This is a genomic window from Ruegeria sp. H8 (assembly GCF_056532905.1).
Genome location: NZ_JBQFNY010000002.1, coordinates 385274 through 403561 on the forward strand (window position 1 = coordinate 385274; position 18288 = coordinate 403561).

Genomic DNA, 18288 nt, shown 5'->3' on the forward strand with positions numbered 1-18288 from the left:
GGAAATGGAAGCAGATTTTGTCATCGTCGGCGCAGGGTCCGCAGGCTGCGCAATGGCATATCGTCTGAGCGAGGCCGGGGCCTCGGTTCTGGTGATCGAACACGGCGGCACCGACATGGGGCCTTTCATTCAGATGCCGGCGGCGCTGAGCTATCCGATGAACATGTCGCGCTATGACTGGGGCTATCAGTCCGAGCCCGAGCCGCACCTGAACAACCGTCGCCTGGCCTGTCCGCGCGGCAAGGTGATCGGCGGGTCGTCCTCGATCAATGGCATGGTCTATGTTCGCGGCCACGCGCGCGATTTCGATACCTGGGCCGAGATGGGGGCTGACGGTTGGTCTTACGCGGATGTTTTGCCTTATTACAAACGGATGGAGACGTGGCATGATGGCGGCCATGGGGGCGATCCTGCGTGGCGCGGCACTGACGGTCCACTGCACGTGTCGCGCGGCCCGCGCGAGAACCCGTTGTTTCAAGCCTTTGTGGACGCCGGTCAGCAGGCCGGTTACGAAGTCACGGGCGATTACAACGGTGAAAAGCAGGAAGGCTTTGGCCCGATGGAGCAGACCGTCTGGAAAGGGCGGCGCTGGTCTGCGGCGAATGCCTATCTGAAACCCGCGCTCAAGCGCGACAATTGCGATATCGTGCGCGGTCTTGCGTCTCGGGTTGTCATGGAAAACGGCCGCGCCACAGGGGTCGAACTGATCCGCGGCGGCAGGAAAGAGGTCATCAAGGCCCGGCGCGAAGTCGTTCTTGCTGCATCGTCGATCAATTCACCCAAACTGCTGATGTTGTCCGGTATCGGCCCAGCGGCGCATCTGGCCGAGCATGGGATCGACGTCGTGGCGGATCGCCCGGGGGTCGGTGCCAACCTACAGGACCATCTTGAGCTTTATATCCAACAGGCGTCGCTGCAACCGATCACGCTCTACAAGCACTGGAACCTGTTCAGCAAGGGCCTGATCGGGGCGCAATGGCTGTTTACCAAAACGGGATTGGGCGCATCGAACCAGTTCGAAAGCGCGGCGTTCATCCGGTCGAAGCCGGGCGTGGAATACCCCGACATTCAATACCACTTCCTGCCGATAGCGGTGCGCTATGATGGGCAGGCCGCTGCCGAGGGGCACGGGTTCCAGGCGCATGTCGGCCCGATGCGGTCGCCGTCACGCGGGACGGTCACATTGCGCTCTGCCCAAGCCGCAGACGCGCCGGTGATCAAGTTCAACTACATGAGCCATGAAAAGGATTGGGAGGATTTCCGCACCTGTATCCGGCTGACCCGCGAAATCTTTGGGCAAGCCGCCTTCAAGCCCTTTGCGGGCAAGGAAATTCAGCCCGGTTCCGCTGTCCAAACGGATGAAGATCTGAACGCCTTTATCGCGGAGCATGCGGAAAGCGCCTATCACCCCTGCGGTACGTGCCGGATGGGGCGCGCGGATGACAAGAATGCGGTAGTCGACCCCCAAGGCCGTGTCATCGGCGTGGACGGGTTGCGCGTTGCGGACAGTTCAGTCTTTCCGCAGATCACCAACGGCAACCTGAATGCGCCGTCTATCATGGTGGGTGAAAAAGTGTCGGATTCGCTTTTGGGCAAAGATCCGTTGCCGAAGGCCAATGATCGTCCGTGGATTCACCCCAACTGGGCAACCGCTCAACGTTAACCTTTCCAAACGGCCCCCGGTTGAATGCGCGTGAAATACCGCGCATATCGGGGGCATGTTAAGGATTTGTTTAGCCTTTGTTCTTCTGCTTCCAGGTCTGACCCATGCCGCAGAGCAACTTGCAGGTCGGGTTCACGTAATCGATGCGGACACCTGGAATGTCGGTGGTGTTCGGGTGCGGCTGCACGGTATCGATGCGCCCGAACTGGATCAGACCTGTCAGGATTCCGACGGATCAAGCTGGCCGTGCGGGACGTGGGCCACTCATGTGGTTCGGGAACAGTTTCAGGGACGGATGACCACTTGTGTCCCGTTGGATCGGGATCGCTACGGTCGCATCGTTGCTCGGTGCAGCGTGGAGCGCGAAGACGTCGCCGCCCGGATTGTAGAGCAGGGCTTGGCCTTTGCGTACCGCAAATATTCGGACACGTATGCAGGTGCCGAACAGGTCGCGAGGATTGAAAACAGGGGATTGCACAAGACACAGATACAGGTGCCTTGGGTCCACAGGGCACGCAAGAAACCGAAATCCTCTGAAACATGCCTAATCAAAGGAAATGTTTCGTCAAAGGGCGAAAGGATCTTTCACGAACCGGGCCAGAGGTACTATGCCAAAACCCGGATCAGTGCAGCCAAGGGCGAGCGATGGTTCTGCTCTGCTGCCGAAGCACGTGCAGCGGGTTGGCGTGCTGCGCGACGCTGAATTCTGAATTTTTCCTGTATGAAATTGATCCGCGTCAAAGTGGGCGGCGCGTCACGCTTCTACCACTGATATGCAACGACATATGAAGGAGCGAACAGACATGTCCCACACCCCGCATGAACTGGCCGAAGAGTTTCCGGACAAGGTTGAACTGATGAGCCAGCTCAAGCAAACGGACGCGCATTTTGCCCGTCTGGCTGATGAGTATCACGAGGTCAATCGCGTTGTGCATCGGGCTGAAACCAACGTCGAGCCCATGGAAGACCTGGCCGAAGTTGATTTGCGCAAGAAACGGGCAGCGCTGAAAGACGAAATCTGGGCGATTTTGTCCAAGGCCTGAACATTATGGCTGGGGGATACTGTCCCTGTCCTTTCCCGGCCCGGGTCGGGGCTCCCCCCGTTAATTTCTGGCCATACGAAATCAGGTGACTTCGTATGGCAGGGTGCCGCGCGTATGGGTGTCGATGCTGAGACGGCGTTCCAGCGGCGGGACTGAACGCTGATGGCAGTTTTGCCGCTCGCAGATGCGGCAGGAAATGCCGATGGGCTCGTAAGCGCTGGCGTTGTTTATGTCGAGGTTGTCGGCATACACGAGCGCCGGGGCGTGGCGCACCTCGCACCCCAGCGCAATTGCGTACCGCCTGACCGGTGCGCCGAATGAACCACCTGATTTCGACACATCCCGAGCCAGCGAGATGTAACGCACACCATCCGGCGTTTCTGCCAGTTGCCGAAGGAAATGGCCCGGCGTTTCAAAGGCCCGATGCACGTTCCAAAGGGGGCAGGCGCCACCGAACCGTGCAAATTGCAGACGCGTGGCCGAGTGCCGTTTCGTGATCGTTCCGGCCTGATCCACGCGGACGAAAAAGAACGGGATACCTTTTGCACCGGGGCGTTGCAGCGTCGACAGTCTATGCGCAACCTGCTCAATCGATGCGCCAAACCGGTTGCTGAGTAGCTCCAGATCGTGGCGCTCTTCCTGAGCAGCGGTCAGGAATGCGGAATAGGGCATCAAGGAAGCGCCGGCGAAATAATTGGCAAGGCCGATCTTTGCGATGGACCGTGCCTCGTCGCTTTGGAACTTGGCAAAATCCAGTGTCGCTTCCAGCAGTTTGTCCTGACTGATCAATGCGACCTGCAACAGCAGTTGAAACACTTGCGTTTGCGGGGTCGAGCGGGAGGAAAGGCGCAGGATTTTGCTTTCGGCGTCATAGGTGCGCAAAAGGGCGATGTCAGAGAACATCACTTGAATGCCACGCTCAGTCAGGCTGTTCAAAGCCGCCTGCCGGATGCTGCCCGGGTTTTCCGCGCGATTGGCGAACAGCTCTGCCGCCCGGTCCACGGCGTCGATGTAGTTGTCGCAATAATGGAAGAAGTCCCGCACCTCTTCCCAGGGGCTGGCCTGCATTCGGGCGTCCTCTCGCCCCAGGGCTTCGTCCAGTGAGGCGAGGCGTTCATGCGTTTGCCGGTAGGTTTTGTGCAGCTCGATAAATGCGCGGGCCAATGCCGGAGCGTTTGATGCCGTCAGGCGTAAATCGGCAAGTGGCGGCAGAATATCCGCAAAAACCGGGTCGGCCAAAGCTTCGCGCATATCCGACACCAGTCGCTCGCTGTCGCCGGTGCTGAGCTCGGTGACATCCAAGCCGAATTCTTGTGCCAGAGCCAACACAACCGTGGTCGATATCGGCCGGTTGTTGTTCTCCATCTGGTTCAGGTATGGGAGTGAAACACCCAGTTTCGCCGCGAATTCGCGTTGTGTCAGGGCCAGTCGCGTGCGCATTTCACGCAGTTTCGCGCCGGCATAGAGCTTTTGGGTGGCCATGAGGTGCCTTTGCAAGTTTTCTGTTTTGGAAGATTAACTTTGCAAAGTTTTCGGAGCAAGTCGTTACAGCCCCAATTGACGCTCTCGCCGAATGACGGATCCAATTGCGAAAATCGCCAGAACTGCAGAGGTTAGCATCAGCCAGAGCAAGGGCATGGCGCCGGTTTCCCGGGTCAGCAGGGTGCCTGCCAGCGCGCTCAGGCCCGCGCCGCCGCCCAGCATGATTGCGCCGCTCAGCCCTGAGGCGGTTGCGGCCAGATGCGGACGAACGGACAATGCGCCGGAGGTGGCATTGGGAATGGCCATGCCGTTTCCGACGCCCACAAAGGTCATCAAGCTGAAAAAGCTGAGTGCGGTGCCCAGACCTGTGAGGAACAAGGATGCCGAAAGCGCAACGCCCAAGGCGTTCAGCAGGCTGCCCCACAGCACCATCCGGTTGATGCCAATCTGTACGGAAAAGCGACCGCTCAGAAAGTTGCCAACAAAATAGCCCACTGCGGGGGCGCCGAAGTATATGCCGACCTGTGCCGCGCTTAGTCCGAACAGTTCGGTTCCAATAAATGGCGCGCCACCGAGATAGGCAAAGAATGTGCCCGAAGACAACGCGCAGGACAGTGAATAGCCCCAGAACCGTGGCGAGGTCAGAAGTTCAGGGTATTCCTTGAACTGCTGAACAAGGGTCTTGCCGCTTTTGGCTGACGTTTCGCCAAAATCCGCGAAGGTCAAGGCAAGCGTCAGGGCGCCCAGGGCGAAAGGCAGCCAGAAATTCGCTTTCCAGCCAAAGCTTTCCTCCAGCAGGCCGCCGATCGCCGGGCCGATCATCGGGACCACGGCCATACCCATTGTCACGTAACCGATCATCGATGCCGCCTGATCCTGATCGTACATATCCCTGACCGCAGCCCGGCTGAGAACCATGCCGACAACCACGACCGCCTGGCACATTCTGAACGCCAGAAAGATTTCAACGTTGGGCGCATAGATGCATCCAAGGGTGGCCAGCAGGAACAAGCCGATCCCCCACAGCAGAACAGGCCTGCGACCTGCCTTGTCCGCGAGCGGACCAATCAGGATTTGCAGAACGGCATTGACCAGAAGATACAGCGCGATCGACAGCTGCATGACCTTGTAATCGGCGCCAAAATACGCGGCCATGTTCGGCAGGCTCGGCAGAAACAGGTTCATGCTCAGCGCAGACAAGCCCGCGAGCAATACAAGTGTCGCCAATGTGGGTGGTGTGCGGCGAACCGCGCGAGAGCTGAACTGCATAGTTCACATGTATAGTCATGGAATTTTGGATTGCCAGCCATCCAGCGATCTCAACAAGAGACTTTGCAAGTTTACAGTTATCCAGATTGTTGTTGCTGGATATTTGCAAATTTGCCGAAAAGAGCTTTGGATGAGAGGCGCGAAAGGGTAGGGTCCCGGCAAATTTTACAGGGGATAATCGTCATGAAAGACATCCTTTCCGAGTTGGAAAACCGCCGCAACGACGCACGACTGGGCGGCGGGCAGAGGCGGATTGATGCCCAGCATGCGCGCGGAAAGCTGACGGCGCGAGAGCGGATCGAGTTGCTGCTGGATGAGGGCAGCTTTGAAGAATTCGACATGTTCGTCAGTCATCGATGCACCGAATTCGGAATGGAAAATCAAAAACCTGCGGGTGATGGTGTTGTCACCGGCTGGGGCACCATCAACGGCCGCATGGTCTATGTGTTCAGCCAGGACTTTACGGTCTTTGGTGGGTCGCTGTCCGAGACGCATGCCCAGAAAATCTGCAAGATCATGGATATGGCGGTGCAAAACGGAGCACCGATTGTCGGTATCAACGACTCGGGCGGTGCGCGAATCCAGGAAGGCGTGGCTTCGCTGGCCGGGTATGCCGAAGTGTTTCAGCGCAACATAACGGCCTCGGGTGTGGTTCCGCAGATCAGCGTAATCATGGGCCCATGCGCCGGCGGAGCGGTTTACAGCCCCGCGATGACGGACTTCATTTTTATGGTCAAGGACACGTCTTACATGTTCGTGACGGGCCCCGACGTGGTCAAAACGGTCACCAACGAGGTTGTAACAGCCGAAGAACTGGGTGGCGCCTCGACCCACACCAAGAAATCCTCGGTCGCCGACGCCGCGTTCGAAAACGATGTGGAAGCATTGGCAGAAGTGCGCCGACTGGTGGACTTCCTGCCGCTCAACAACCGCGAGAAACCTCCGGTGCGTCCGTTCTTTGATGACCCTCACCGGATCGAGGATTCGCTGGACACTCTGGTTCCGGACAATCCGAACACGCCCTACGACATGAAGGAACTCATCACAAAAATAGCCGATGAAGGCGATTTCTACGAAATTCAGGAAGATTTCGCCAAGAACATCATCACCGGCTTTATTCGGCTGGAAGGTCAGACCGTTGGTGTCGTGGCGAACCAACCGATGGTTTTGGCGGGATGTTTGGATATTGACAGTTCACGCAAGGCGGCGCGGTTCGTGCGGTTCTGCGACTGTTTCGAAATTCCGATCCTGACGCTTGTCGATGTTCCGGGCTTTCTGCCGGGCACACAGCAGGAATATAGCGGCGTGATCAAGCACGGCGCAAAGCTGCTTTATGCATATGGCGAGGCGACCGTGCCCAAGGTCACGGTGATCACGCGCAAGGCGTATGGCGGTGCCTATGTTGTTATGGCGTCCAAACATCTGCGCGGCGATTTCAACTATGCCTGGCCGACAGCCGAAATCGCGGTGATGGGTGCCAAGGGTGCAACCGAGATTATTCATCGGGCAGATCTGCATGATGCGGAAAAGACCGCACAGCATGTCGCCGATTACGAAGATCGGTTTGCAAACCCCTTTGTCGCGGCCGAACGCGGCTTCGTCGACGAGGTGATCATGCCGCATTCGACCCGCCGGCGCGTGTCCAGAGCCTTTGCCAGTTTGCGCGGCAAACAGCTGAAGAACCCTTGGAAAAAGCACGACAATATTCCGCTTTGACCCATTCGGGGCGGCGTTGTCCGCCCCGGTTGTTGGTACTGGCAGTCCGATTTTTAGCGAAAATGCTCAAAATTGCGGCGGAATTGACAAAAAGCGACAAATAGTTGAATGATCCGACCCGTCAGACATAGAACCGCGCAGGCCAAAAGCACTGCGCGCGCGATCCCGGAAGGAGGAGCCTGCCTTCGGTGGGTCCGGGATCGTGCCATATGTCTGGTGTTGTGTGCGCTCGGCGTTCCTGTTTTTGCCCAGACAGACAGTTCATTGCCGGTGCCGTCCGGTCAGCCGGTGCATCTGAGCGATGTCCTGCTGGACAACAACCCTGGTGAGCTTTGGGTGCGCTTTCGATTTGTCGCCCCGAAGATCGGAGCGTCAGTGGGACGGATCGGCTATGACGTGGCGTCCAAGGATATGGAGCATCTGTGCCAGGTTCTAGCCGTTCCTTATGTGGCTCTACACGAATTGCAGCCATCCAGAGTTGTCATTTCCCTGTCTGATCGCCCGGTGGAATTTGGCGACACCGCTCCGGACGCGACACAGTATTTTGAAGCCTACCGGCTGGAGCAGTCCCGGTGTATCTGGGAAGGGCTTTGACCATGAACTTACGCTGTCATGACGTCAAAACTTCTCAGACCAACGGTGCGGCTTTGGAGGTGCGCAACATGATCCCATCCAAGTTCGGGTTCGAACTATTTTTGTCTGCAAAACAAAGCTGTGGAGTGTCGCCATGCTGAAACATCGCGGGTTTCCGGGGCGTCTTTCAGGCACCGATTTTCAGTTCACTATTCGCCGCGCCAATCCCAAGGGTGTGACGCCGCTGACACGGCGGGAACGGTTCCGGGATCGCAAACCGGCGGACAAACGCGCCGATGCCGCCTTCATGGAGGCCCTTTGGGCGCATTTCGGCGATCAGCCGTTCGAGCGGGGCAATCTGGATGCCGGACGTCTCAGCTGGCTTTTCGGGCGCGAAGTCATCCCGGCGGAAGATCCTTTTGATCCGGCCAGCTATGACGCAATGCTGGTAATCGATGTGGACGCCGCCCGTGCGTCCTTTCCCGACGTAATCGACGGGACAGGCTAATCGTGATCCAAGCCGCCGCATATCAGCCCATCAAGACCGGTTCCGGGATGACCCTGCCCGAAACCGGGCAGGATCCGTGTGCGGCATCAGAAGTTCAACTGAGCGGCCAGCTGAACGCGGTTTCCGTCAAAGGTTCTGCCAGTCGGCGCGTCGTTCCGTTCGCCATAGATGTACTCGGCGCTAAGTGTCAGATCCTCGGTTGCCTTGTAAAATGCGTTGACGTGGATCGTTTCCAGTTCGGTGAACGACAGGGTTCCGGTCGAGGTCGGCAGGTCATAGTCTTCTTTGCCGTATGCAATGCCAACATTCCATTTCGGGCTCAGATCCTGCCGGAATTCGATGGTGTATCCATCCACGTCATTGGCCTGGCCGTTCACGATGGGATCACCAAGGCCGATCAGGTACGGGCCGAGTGCCTCGCCGTTCACGTAGTTGACCTGGAACAGGCCGCCCTGCCATGGGCGAACCGAGCCGGATATCGTGAACCCGGTCTGATCAACTTCGACATTGCCGGATTCCGCCTTGCCATAAAGGCCGGACAAACGTGCGACATAAGTCCCGTCATTGTATTCGGCGGATGCGGTCAAAACCGGATCGTCCGAATTCGAACCGCCGACATTCTCTTCGATCGAAACGGCGAAGGACGTGTTCGTTCCGAAAGAGTTGGTATAGCGAACCTGCGGAACCCGCGCGAAAGGGATACCAACGGAGCCGTTGAATTCCACCGAGGTCGGGTAGGTGTCCAGCGGCATGAAGTTGGTCCAGGTCTGTCCGATCAGCCAGTTGTCACCGATGGTGATATTGGCGTGGCGTACACGCAATTCGGCTGTTCCGCCGGAACCGAACAGATCCAGTTCCAGTTGTCCGCCGATATCGCCGATACCGCTTGGGGTGGTGGTGCGCAGACCGATCCGCGATTGGCGGACGGTGGCACCAAATGTGCCATCGGTCGCGGCCGACGGTTCCCCGATGACATTCACGAACGCCGTGTCGCCCTGATCGAACTCGAAATCGTAGAAGAAGTCGGCCTTTACATATCCGTAAACGTCCAGAACGGTGTTGCCGATGCGGAAGTCACCGTTGGCAGGGCCGGCACTGGCGGATTCCAGCGCCTCGACCCGGGCGCGCAAGGCATCCAGCTCGGCTTGGGTTTGGGCATCCTGGGCAAATGCAAGCGTGCTGGTCACACTGAGCGCAGAGGCAGCAAGCAGGAGTGCCTTTTTTCTAGTCTTCGTCATGTGGGTATTCCTTTGAGTGCGAGTGTGCACACGGACCGTTTCACGAGGTCCAAACCTTGGGAAATCACGAGAATGGGAAGTGAAGATATTGATTTTTCAAGCAAATGTGTGTTTTTCACTGCGCTGAAACACGACGTCTTGAGCCGCTTGGATAACGCATTGGCGCAAAGCGGTTCTGTATGTCCAACGCTGACCGAGAGTCGTGATGCTGCAACCGCGCAACGCGCGGAAAGCGGCTTGATCTGTCACGAAACTGTGACGGCAAAGAGGCCTCAAACGCCCGAGCAGTATCGAACCGGTATCGGCGCGAAGTTGCGCGGCATTTCCGGGTGTGGGCAGATTCCAGCCGAAATCCCGATTGGAAACAATACTGTGTTTGCCGCCAATATTGTGCTGTGCAAACTGGTTAAGCCGTGCGGCTCTACTTTGCCTGCGCCGCACATGCACCTACTATTCCGTACCCCTTCCTTGCGCGGGCAGGCTTGTGTTCCCCACATAGTCCTGTCCGCGTTTTTCTTTTTGCCTGTATCGGACAAAAAAAGGCAAAATCCCGCACAAAAATCGCCTGCGCACCCGTTGATATTGAATAACAGGGCGTGTTTCGCGCATCTGACCCGAAAAGGACCAAGAAACCAAAAAGGGCAGATACTATGCGATTCTCACGCTTCATCCTTGTTGCGACGACCTGTGCGGGTCTGGCCGCCTGCGGAGACACCACGGGCGAACAGGCAATCCTCGGCGGCGGTGCCGGGGCAGTGGGGGCGGCCGTCCTCAACGCGGACCCGTTGTTTGGCGCAGCCGTCGGTGCGGCGGGCAACGTGCTGTACTGCAAGACACAGAACACCTGTAACTAACGCATATTTTGCGGGGCGCATGTCGTCCCGCCCGTCATCGCGCATCACGCCGTCGTGGGGATTGTTCCCTGCGGCGGCGTTTTGCGTTTCCAGAACACCAAGCCAAAGGACGTTCCATGTTCAATAAGATCCTGATCGCCAACCGGGGCGAGATCGCCTGCCGGGTTATCAAGACCGCCCGCAAGATGGGTATCGGCACCGTAGCCATTTTCTCGGACGCGGACAAGAACGCGCTGCATGTGTCGATGGCGGACGAAGCCATCCATATCGGCCCGCCACCTGCAAACCAGTCCTATATCGTGATCGACAAGGTTATGGACGCCATTCGCCAGAGCGGCGCGCAGGCGGTCCATCCCGGTTATGGTTTCCTGTCCGAAAACGCCAAGTTTGCCGAGGCGCTGGAAGCCGAAGGCGTGGTTTTCGTCGGCCCCCCGAAAGGCGCGATCGAGGCGATGGGCGACAAGATCACCTCGAAGAAAATCGCGCAGGACGCGAATGTGTCGACGGTTCCCGGATATATGGGGCTGATCGAAGACGCCGAAGAGGCGGTCAAAATCTCGAACGAGATCGGCTATCCTGTCATGATCAAGGCCAGCGCCGGCGGCGGCGGCAAGGGCATGCGGATCGCGTGGAATGACGACGAAGCGCGCGAGGGCTTTCAGTCGTCAAAGAACGAAGCCGCAAGCTCGTTCGGGGATGATCGGATCTTCATCGAGAAATTTGTGACCCAACCGCGTCACATCGAAATTCAGGTTCTTTGCGACAGTCATGGAAACGGCATCTACCTGGGCGAGCGCGAATGCTCGATCCAGCGCCGGAACCAGAAAGTCGTGGAAGAGGCGCCGTCGCCGTTTCTGGACGAAGCAACACGCAAAGCCATGGGGGAACAGGCCGTGGCCCTGGCCAAGGCCGTGGGCTATTCCAGCGCGGGAACGGTAGAGTTCATCGTTGACGGTGAAAAGAACTTCTATTTCCTGGAAATGAACACGCGTTTGCAGGTGGAACACCCTGTCACCGAACTGATCACCGGCGTTGATCTGGTCGAACAGATGATCCGCGTGGCAGCGGGTGAAAAGCTGTCGATCACGCAGGGCGACGTGACACTGACCGGATGGGCGATCGAAAACCGCCTGTACGCCGAGGATCCGTATCGCGGCTTCCTGCCCTCGATTGGCCGTCTGACCCGGTATCGCCCGCCTCAGGAGACGGCAGCCGGGCCGATGCTGGCCAACGGCAAATGGCAGGGGGATGCGCCCGAAGGCGATGTTGCTGTTCGAAATGACACCGGCGTTTACGAGGGCGGTGAGATCAGCATGTATTACGACCCGATGATTGCCAAACTGTGTACCTGGGCCCCGACCCGTGATCAGGCGATCGAGGCGATGCGCGTGGCGCTGGACAGTTTCGAGGTTGAAGGCATTGGCCACAACCTGCCGTTCCTGTCCGCCGTGATGGATCATCCGAAATTCATCAGCGGCGATATGACCACGGCCTTCATCGCCGAGGAATACCCCGACGGGTTCGAGGGCGTCGAACTGGCCGAGGCAGACCTGCGCCGGATTGCGGCCTCCTGCGCGGCCATGCATCGCGTCGCAGAAATTCGCCGGACCCGCGTGTCGGGCCGGATGGACAATCACGAACGCAAGGTCGGCACCGATTGGGTTGTCTCCTTCGGGCGCGAGATCCAATGGCCCGTCGAGGTCAACGCGGATCAGGATGGGGCCACGATCAGGTTTGACGACGGTCAGGAAATGCGGGTGACGGGTGATTGGACACCGGGTGATCAGCTTGCCGTCATGACGGTCGATGACGCGCCGCTGGTCATGAAGGTGGGCAAGATCTCGGGCGGGTTCCGCATCCGTAACCGCGGCGCGGATCTCAAGGTGCAGATACGTACCCCGCGTCAGGCGGAACTGGCGCGGCTGATGCCTGAAAAACTGCCGCCCGACACCTCGAAAATGCTGCTGTGCCCGATGCCCGGCCTGGTCGTGAAGATCGACGTGGAAGTGGGGCAAGAGGTGCAGGAAGGTCAAGCGCTGTGCACCATCGAGGCGATGAAGATGGAAAACATCCTGCGCGCCGAGAAGAAGGGCATCGTTGCCAAGATCAATGCAGGCCCCGGCGACAGCCTCGCCGTGGACGAAGTGATCATCGAGTTCGAGTGATCATGACCGCGCTTTTGCCATACCCGTCAAAGCCTCCGGCATTCTGTGCCGGGGCCTTTCGGGGTGGCGAAAGCGGTCAGCCGCCTTCGCGCCGATCGCGGATTTCGCGTTCGCGTAGGGGGGTCTTGTCGATGGACCGGCCAATCTCGCGCACGCTCCACGGAGAAGGTTTGCGCAGTTTGACCACGCCGTCCTTGTCGACGAATACCATCTGGAACCCGCGCGGGCGCAGCTGTGACCGGATCGGAGACCGCGCCGATGGGTCGGTATCGGTCAGAACCACCACGTCACGCTCACGCATTGCGGCTTCGCCTTCGAGCAGCATGTCGATCTGTTGCTGGAACCGCGGGTCCGCTGGCGTGTCGGCAAAGACCACGATGGGTCGGTTGACCCAAAGAAACTCGCTGAGTTCGCTGTCACCCACCGGGCGGACAAAACTGTCATCCGTCGTCGCCGTGCCATCCGCCGCCCAGACAGACATCGGGATTAGTGCCAAGAAAACAAAGGCAAGCGTGCGTGTCATGTGGCCTCCTGTTCCTTCGAATATAGCCTCTGTGACACCGATTGCGACCGACGATTTGTACCAAACACTCAAAATGTCGCGCTTGCGGCTGCATGAAACGGCCAAGCGCAAGACCTCAATGCGGAAGCTTTCGACTGCCGCCATCCGAATTGACAAGAGGAAACCGAAATGACCGACACCAAGGATTGGAAAGCGCTGGCCGAGAAAGAGCTGCGCGGACGTCCGCTGGACGACCTGACCAAAGAGACGCTGGAAGGCATTGCGGTCAAACCGCTCTATACGCAGGAAGACACCGCCGGTTTGCCGCATATGGGTTCACTGCCGGGCTTTGGTCCGTTTACACGCGGTGTGAAGGCCACGATGTATGCGGGCCGCCCGTGGACGATCCGTCAATATGCGGGCTTTTCGACCGCCGAAGAATCCAACGCCTTCTATCGCCGCAACCTGGCGGCGGGCCAGCAGGGCGTTTCGGTCGCCTTCGATCTGGCCACCCACCGCGGCTATGACAGCGACCACCCGCGTGTCGTCGGTGACGTGGGCAAGGCCGGTGTGGCCATCGACAGTGTCGAGGACATGAAAATCCTGTTCGACGGCATTCCGTTGGATCAGGTCTCGGTCTCGATGACCATGAACGGCGCGGTCATCCCGATCCTGGCGAACTTCATCGTGGCAGGAGAGGAACAGGGGCACGACAAATCGGTTCTGTCCGGCACCATTCAGAACGACATTCTGAAGGAATTCATGGTGCGAAACACCTATATCTACCCGCCCGAGCCCTCGATGCGGATCATCTCGGACATCATCGAGTATACTTCGAACGAGATGCCCAAGTTCAACTCGATCTCGATCTCGGGCTATCACATGCAAGAGGCCGGCGCGAACCTGGTGCAGGAGCTGGCCTATACCCTGGCCGACGGGCGCGAATATGTCCGTGCAGCGACACAGGCCGGGATGGACGTGGACAAGTTCGCAGGCCGGCTGTCGTTCTTCTTTGCCATCGGCATGAACTTTTTCATGGAGATCGCCAAACTGCGCGCCGCACGCACGCTGTGGCACCGGGTCATGACCGAGTTCGGCGCGAAATCCGAACGGTCAAAAATGCTGCGCACCCACTGCCAGACGTCAGGTGTTTCGTTGCAGGAACAGGACCCTTACAACAACGTGATCCGCACCGCCTATGAGGCGATGAGCGCGGTTCTGGGCGGGACCCAATCGTTGCACACAAATGCGCTGGACGAAGCGATCGCGCTGCCCACCGACTTTTCGGCGCGTATCGCCCGGAACACGCAGCTAGTGTTGCAGGAAGAGACCGGCGTGACCGATGTGGTCGACCCGCTGGCGGGGTCTTATTACATCGAAAGCCTGACCAATGAGCTGATCGAAAAAGCCTGGGCCCTGATGGAAGAGGTCGAGGAAATGGGCGGCATGACCAAGGCCGTGGCCAGCGGCATGCCCAAGCTGCGCATCGAGGAAAGCGCCGCGCGCCGCCAGGCCATGATCGACCGCGGCGAAGAGGTGATCGTCGGGGTCAACAAATATCGCAAGGAACAGGAAGATCCGATCGATATTCTGGACGTCGACAATGTGGCCGTGCGAGAAGCTCAGGTCGCGCGATTGGAACGTATCCGTGCAACCCGTGACGAGGCTGCTTGCCAACAGGCGCTGGACGCTTTGACCAAGGCTGCCCAAGAGGGCGGAAACCTGCTGGCTGCTGCGGTCGAGGCCGCCCGCGCCCGCGCATCCGTAGGAGAGATCAGCATGGCAATGGAAAAGGAATTCGGCCGCCACCGCGCCGAAGTGAAAACCCTGGCCGGCGTTTATGGCGCGGCCTATGAGGGTGATGAAGGCTTTGCCGCGATCCAGAAATCCATCGAGGAATTCGCCGAGGCCGAAGGCCGTCGCCCCCGTCTGCTGGTGGTCAAGATGGGGCAGGACGGTCATGACCGTGGGGCCAAGGTGATTGCCACCGCGTTCGCCGATATCGGGTTTGACGTAGACGTTGGCCCCTTGTTCCAGACCCCGGCCGAGGCCGCGCAGGACGCGGTGGACAATGACGTGCATGTGGTCGGTATTTCCTCGCAGGCGGCAGGGCACAAGACATTGGCCCCGCAACTGGTGGAAGAGCTGAAAAAAGCCGGGGCCGAGGACATCATTGTGATCTGCGGCGGGGTGATCCCGCAGCAGGATTACCAGTTCCTTTATGATCATGGGGTCAAGGCCATCTTTGGCCCGGGCACCAACATTCCCGAGGCCGCTCAGGACATCCTGCGCCTGATCAGCGAAGCGCGCGGCTGACGAAGGTCGGGTTATTCGTCGAAACATCTTGTGATCGCGCCTCTTTGGCGGAAACATACGGCCAGATCCGCAAGGGTCTGGCCGTAAACTTGCAGGAGGTGGCACATGTTACTGGATCATCTGGCCGTCGCGGGTGAAACATTGGAAGACGCATCTGCCCATATCGAACAAGCGCTTGGCGTTGCGCTGCAACCCGGCGGCAAGCACGAGACGTTCGGGACATACAACAAGTTGCTGGGCCTCAGGGGCGGGCTCTATCTGGAGGCGATTGCGATCGACCCGCAGGCGCAAACACCTGGCAGAACGCGGTGGTTCGATCTGGACCGTTTCGAGGGCAGCCCGCGTCTGACCAACTGGATTTGCCGGGTCGAGGATATCGAAGCCTCGCTTGCGGTGTTTCCCGATGGTGTCGGACAACCGATCGATCTGACCCGGGGCGCGCTGCGGTGGCGCATGGCGGTTCCACCAACCGGGCGCCTGCCGTTCGACAACTTGTTTCCCGCACTTATCGAATGGCAGGGCGACCTTCACCCGGCCGACATGCTGCAAAACAGCGGCTGTCGGCTGCGGCGCTTGGTTGTGTACCACCCGGATGCGTTGACGCTGGCCAGACATCTTGGTGCATTGGATCAGGTGGTGTTCGACACCGGTCCGGCCGCGCTCAGGGCGGAGTTCGAGACACCTCATGGGGTCCGGGTGCTGGAATGATCATTCGGCCGGCCATGGCGGCGGATGCGCCCGCAATCGCCAGGATCACCAATGCGATCATCCGCGAGTCCTTGATCACCTTCACGACCGATGAGCGCAGCACGACGCAAATCACCGAGGATATTACGGCGCGGGGCACCGGCTTCCTGGTCGCCGAACATGATGGGCACGTTGTTGGTTTTGCCACCTATGCCCCGTTTCGTGCGGGCCCCGGATACGCGCAGACGCGCGAACACTCGATCCAGCTGTCACCGGACGCGCGCGGAAAAGGCGTTGGGCGGGCTTTGATGCAAGCGCTTGAGGCGGCCGCACGAACCGACGGGGCGCATGTGCTGGTTGCAGGCATTTCCTCGGCCAATCCGGGCGCCGTGGCGTTTCACGCGGCGCTGGGCTTTTCACAGGTTGGTCGCATGCCCGAAGTTGGGTTCAAATGGGGTCAATGGCTGGATCTTGTGCTGATGCAGAAAATTCTTTCGCCTGAATGATCTGTCGCACCTGACAGTCCTGAATTGTGACGCTAGTGTACGCCCATGTCGATCTGGACCCGCATATCCGATGCCCTCAGCGCGCTGGCCCAAGGCGAAAGCCTGGCCGCAGTTTTTGAAAAGCTGCGAACACCGCCGGAACGATCGGTGGCGTTCACGATTGCGGTGATTGCCCTGGGCGCAAAAATGGCCAAGGCAGATGGTCAGGTGACACGAGATGAAGTCACCGCATTCCGCGATGTGTTCCAGATCGCGCGCGAAGACGAAGAAGATGCCGCGCGGGTCTTCAACATGGCACGTACGGATGTGGCGGGGTATCAGGACTATGCCCGCAAGATCGCCCGGATGTTCGCCGAAGACAGCACCACGCTTTGCGACCTGATGGAGGGGCTGTTTCACATCGCCATGGCCGATGGGTTCTACCATCCCAATGAGAACGCGTTCTTGGAGGAAGTGAGCAAGATCTTCGGGCAGTCCGACGCTCAATTCAAAGCATTGCGGGCGCGATTTGTGCCGGATGCGCCAAAAGATCCTTACACGGTTCTGGGCGTGCCGCAGGACATGCCCTTGCCCGATATCCGCAAAGTCTGGCGAAGGCTGGTCCGCGAAACGCATCCGGACGCCATGATGGCGCGCGGTGTCCCGGAAGAGGCGATCAGACTGGCCGAGAAAAAGATGATCGACATCAACCGCGCCTGGGATGAGATCAACGGCGCGCGGGCCTGACAGGATGCGGCTGGCGACCTACAATATCGAATGGTTTGCCAATCTTTTTGATCAAAACGACAATCTGATCGTCGATGACACCTGGTCCGGTCGGCATGATGTCACCAAGGCGCAGCAGGTCGAGGCGATTGCAAAAGTGCTGATCGCGATTGACGCGGATGCGGTATTGATTGTCGAGGCTCCGAACACCGGCAAACGCCAGAACACGGTGCGGGCCCTGCAAACCTTTGCCGAGGCGTTCGATCTGCGCATCTCTGACGCGGTGATGGGGTTTGCCAACGACACCCATCAAGAGCTGGCGCTGCTCTACGACAGGACCATTCTCACTGTGCGCCATGATCCCAAGGGTGACATCGACGACCCCTTGGCCCCCCGGTTCGATGGTGCGTTCAGAATCGATCTGGATATTGATGCGACCGAGGATGTCGTGCGGTTTTCCAAACCACCGATGGAATTGGCGGTGACGACGCAGTCGGGACACGGCGTCCGGCTGATCGGAGCTCATTTGAAATCCAAGGCTCCGCATGGGGCCGGGTCGCGGGATGAGGCGATCCGGATCTCGATTGCCAACCGCCGCAAGCAACTGGCGCAGGCGGTCTGGCTGGCCAGGCGGGTCGAGATGCACGTTGCCAGCCAGGAGCCTGTCATTCTGCTGGGAGACCTGAACGACGGCCCCGGGCTGGATGAGTTCGAGCATCTTTTCGGCCGCTCTTCGGTCGAGATTTTGCTGGAGGCAGGGTTGTTCGACCCGCACGCGGTGACGGCTCATGGTTTTCGGCCGGGATCGATACCTTCCACGGCGCGTTTTGCCCGCCCGGAAGAAGGCAGGTTTCTCGAGGCTCTTCTGGATTACATAATGATAACCCAGGATCTGCGTGCATACCGCCCGGCCTGGCGCATTTGGCATCCGTTTCGCGACGCGGCCTGTTGGTCCGCACCGGACCTGCGACAGGCGCTGCTGACGGCGTCGGATCATTTCCCGGTCACACTGGACATCGACCTGTGACCTTTCACGCCTGCGGCTGGGGCGCTATATTCTA

17 protein-coding genes are annotated in these 18288 nt (G+C 59.0%); 13 read left to right on the forward strand and 4 right to left on the reverse strand.

Annotation, left to right across the window (positions count from 1 at the left end; all coding sequences use genetic code 11):
* Positions 1 to 4: 4 nt before the first annotated feature.
* The 3 genes from betA to ACR0A2_RS08310 all read left to right on the forward strand — a co-directional run bounded on the left by betA (position 5) and on the right by ACR0A2_RS08310 (position 2706).
* The gene (gene betA / locus ACR0A2_RS08300) at positions 5 to 1663 is read left to right on the forward strand and encodes a choline dehydrogenase (protein WP_480834709.1); all 1659 of its coding nucleotides are present in this window, start codon (positions 5 to 7) and stop codon (positions 1661 to 1663) included.
* Positions 1664 to 1718: 55 nt separating this feature from the next.
* The gene (locus ACR0A2_RS08305) at positions 1719 to 2366 is read left to right on the forward strand and encodes a thermonuclease family protein (protein ID WP_480834710.1); all 648 of its coding nucleotides are present in this window, start codon (positions 1719 to 1721) and stop codon (positions 2364 to 2366) included.
* A 100-nt stretch (positions 2367 to 2466) separates the two neighbouring features.
* Positions 2467 to 2706, forward strand: coding sequence for an HP1242/YdcH family protein (locus tag ACR0A2_RS08310; RefSeq protein ID WP_152458727.1), 240 nt, complete (start codon positions 2467 to 2469; stop codon positions 2704 to 2706).
* Positions 2707 to 2787: 81 nt separating this feature from the next.
* Here the strand turns inward: ACR0A2_RS08310 and ACR0A2_RS08315 are convergent, their stop codons facing one another.
* The gene (locus ACR0A2_RS08315) at positions 2788 to 4188 is read right to left on the reverse strand and encodes a helix-turn-helix domain-containing protein (RefSeq protein ID WP_480834711.1); all 1401 of its coding nucleotides are present in this window, start codon (positions 4186 to 4188) and stop codon (positions 2788 to 2790) included.
* A gap of 63 nt (positions 4189 to 4251) precedes the next feature.
* On the reverse strand, positions 4252 to 5457 hold the full coding sequence (locus tag ACR0A2_RS08320) for a multidrug effflux MFS transporter (protein WP_152458725.1): 1206 nt from the start codon (positions 5455 to 5457) through the stop codon (positions 4252 to 4254).
* Positions 5458 to 5640: 183 nt separating this feature from the next.
* On the opposite strand from ACR0A2_RS08320, the gene ACR0A2_RS08325 reads away from it, so the two are divergent.
* The 3 genes from ACR0A2_RS08325 to ACR0A2_RS08335 all read left to right on the forward strand — a co-directional run bounded on the left by ACR0A2_RS08325 (position 5641) and on the right by ACR0A2_RS08335 (position 8254).
* Positions 5641 to 7173 carry an acyl-CoA carboxylase subunit beta gene (locus ACR0A2_RS08325; RefSeq protein ID WP_152458724.1) on the forward strand — a complete coding sequence of 511 codons (1533 nt, stop codon included), beginning with the start codon at positions 5641 to 5643 and terminating at the stop codon, positions 7171 to 7173.
* A 108-nt stretch (positions 7174 to 7281) separates the two neighbouring features.
* Positions 7282 to 7767, forward strand: a complete 486-nt coding sequence (locus ACR0A2_RS08330; RefSeq protein ID WP_171114817.1) for a DUF6497 family protein — start codon at positions 7282 to 7284, stop codon at positions 7765 to 7767.
* Between the two features lie 133 nt (positions 7768 to 7900).
* A complete protein-coding gene (locus tag ACR0A2_RS08335) occupies positions 7901 to 8254 on the forward strand; it encodes a hypothetical protein (protein WP_152458722.1) in 354 nt (117 codons plus the stop codon).
* Positions 8255 to 8340: 86 nt separating this feature from the next.
* On the opposite strand, the gene ACR0A2_RS08340 is transcribed toward ACR0A2_RS08335, so the two are convergent.
* Positions 8341 to 9492 (reverse strand): DcaP family trimeric outer membrane transporter, encoded by a 1152-nt coding sequence (locus ACR0A2_RS08340; RefSeq protein ID WP_480834712.1) that lies wholly within the window; start codon positions 9490 to 9492, stop codon positions 8341 to 8343.
* A gap of 650 nt (positions 9493 to 10142) precedes the next feature.
* Here ACR0A2_RS08340 and ACR0A2_RS08345 point away from each other — a divergent pair.
* Entirely contained in the window at positions 10143 to 10346 is a 204-nt protein-coding gene (locus ACR0A2_RS08345; RefSeq protein ID WP_152458720.1) for a hypothetical protein, read from the forward strand.
* Positions 10347 to 10462: 116 nt separating this feature from the next.
* Complete coding sequence (locus ACR0A2_RS08350; RefSeq protein WP_480834713.1) at positions 10463 to 12511, forward strand: acetyl-CoA carboxylase biotin carboxylase subunit; 2049 nt, start codon at positions 10463 to 10465, stop codon at positions 12509 to 12511.
* 76 nt (positions 12512 to 12587) lie between these two features.
* Here the strand turns inward: ACR0A2_RS08350 and ACR0A2_RS08355 are convergent, their stop codons facing one another.
* Entirely contained in the window at positions 12588 to 13034 is a 447-nt protein-coding gene (locus tag ACR0A2_RS08355; RefSeq protein WP_152458718.1) for a DUF4174 domain-containing protein, read from the reverse strand.
* A gap of 168 nt (positions 13035 to 13202) precedes the next feature.
* Between ACR0A2_RS08355 and scpA the strand changes: the two genes are divergently transcribed.
* The 5 genes from scpA (at position 13203) to ACR0A2_RS08380 (ending at position 18254) form a co-directional block, all read left to right on the forward strand.
* Positions 13203 to 15329: a methylmalonyl-CoA mutase gene (gene scpA, locus ACR0A2_RS08360; RefSeq protein ID WP_171227859.1), complete on the forward strand. Its 2127-nt coding sequence runs from the start codon at positions 13203 to 13205 to the stop codon at positions 15327 to 15329.
* Positions 15330 to 15434: 105 nt separating this feature from the next.
* The gene (locus ACR0A2_RS08365) at positions 15435 to 16037 is read left to right on the forward strand and encodes a VOC family protein (protein ID WP_480834714.1); all 603 of its coding nucleotides are present in this window, start codon (positions 15435 to 15437) and stop codon (positions 16035 to 16037) included.
* On the forward strand, positions 16034 to 16522 hold the full coding sequence (locus ACR0A2_RS08370) for an N-acetyltransferase family protein (protein ID WP_480834715.1): 489 nt from the start codon (positions 16034 to 16036) through the stop codon (positions 16520 to 16522). Before ACR0A2_RS08365 ends, ACR0A2_RS08370 begins: the two co-directional genes overlap by 4 nt.
* A gap of 45 nt (positions 16523 to 16567) precedes the next feature.
* Positions 16568 to 17248: a molecular chaperone DjiA gene (locus ACR0A2_RS08375; RefSeq protein WP_171114829.1), complete on the forward strand. Its 681-nt coding sequence runs from the start codon at positions 16568 to 16570 to the stop codon at positions 17246 to 17248.
* A 4-nt stretch (positions 17249 to 17252) separates the two neighbouring features.
* Complete coding sequence (locus ACR0A2_RS08380) at positions 17253 to 18254, forward strand: endonuclease/exonuclease/phosphatase family protein (RefSeq protein ID WP_480834845.1); 1002 nt, start codon at positions 17253 to 17255, stop codon at positions 18252 to 18254.
* Positions 18255 to 18288: the final 34 nt, after the last annotated feature.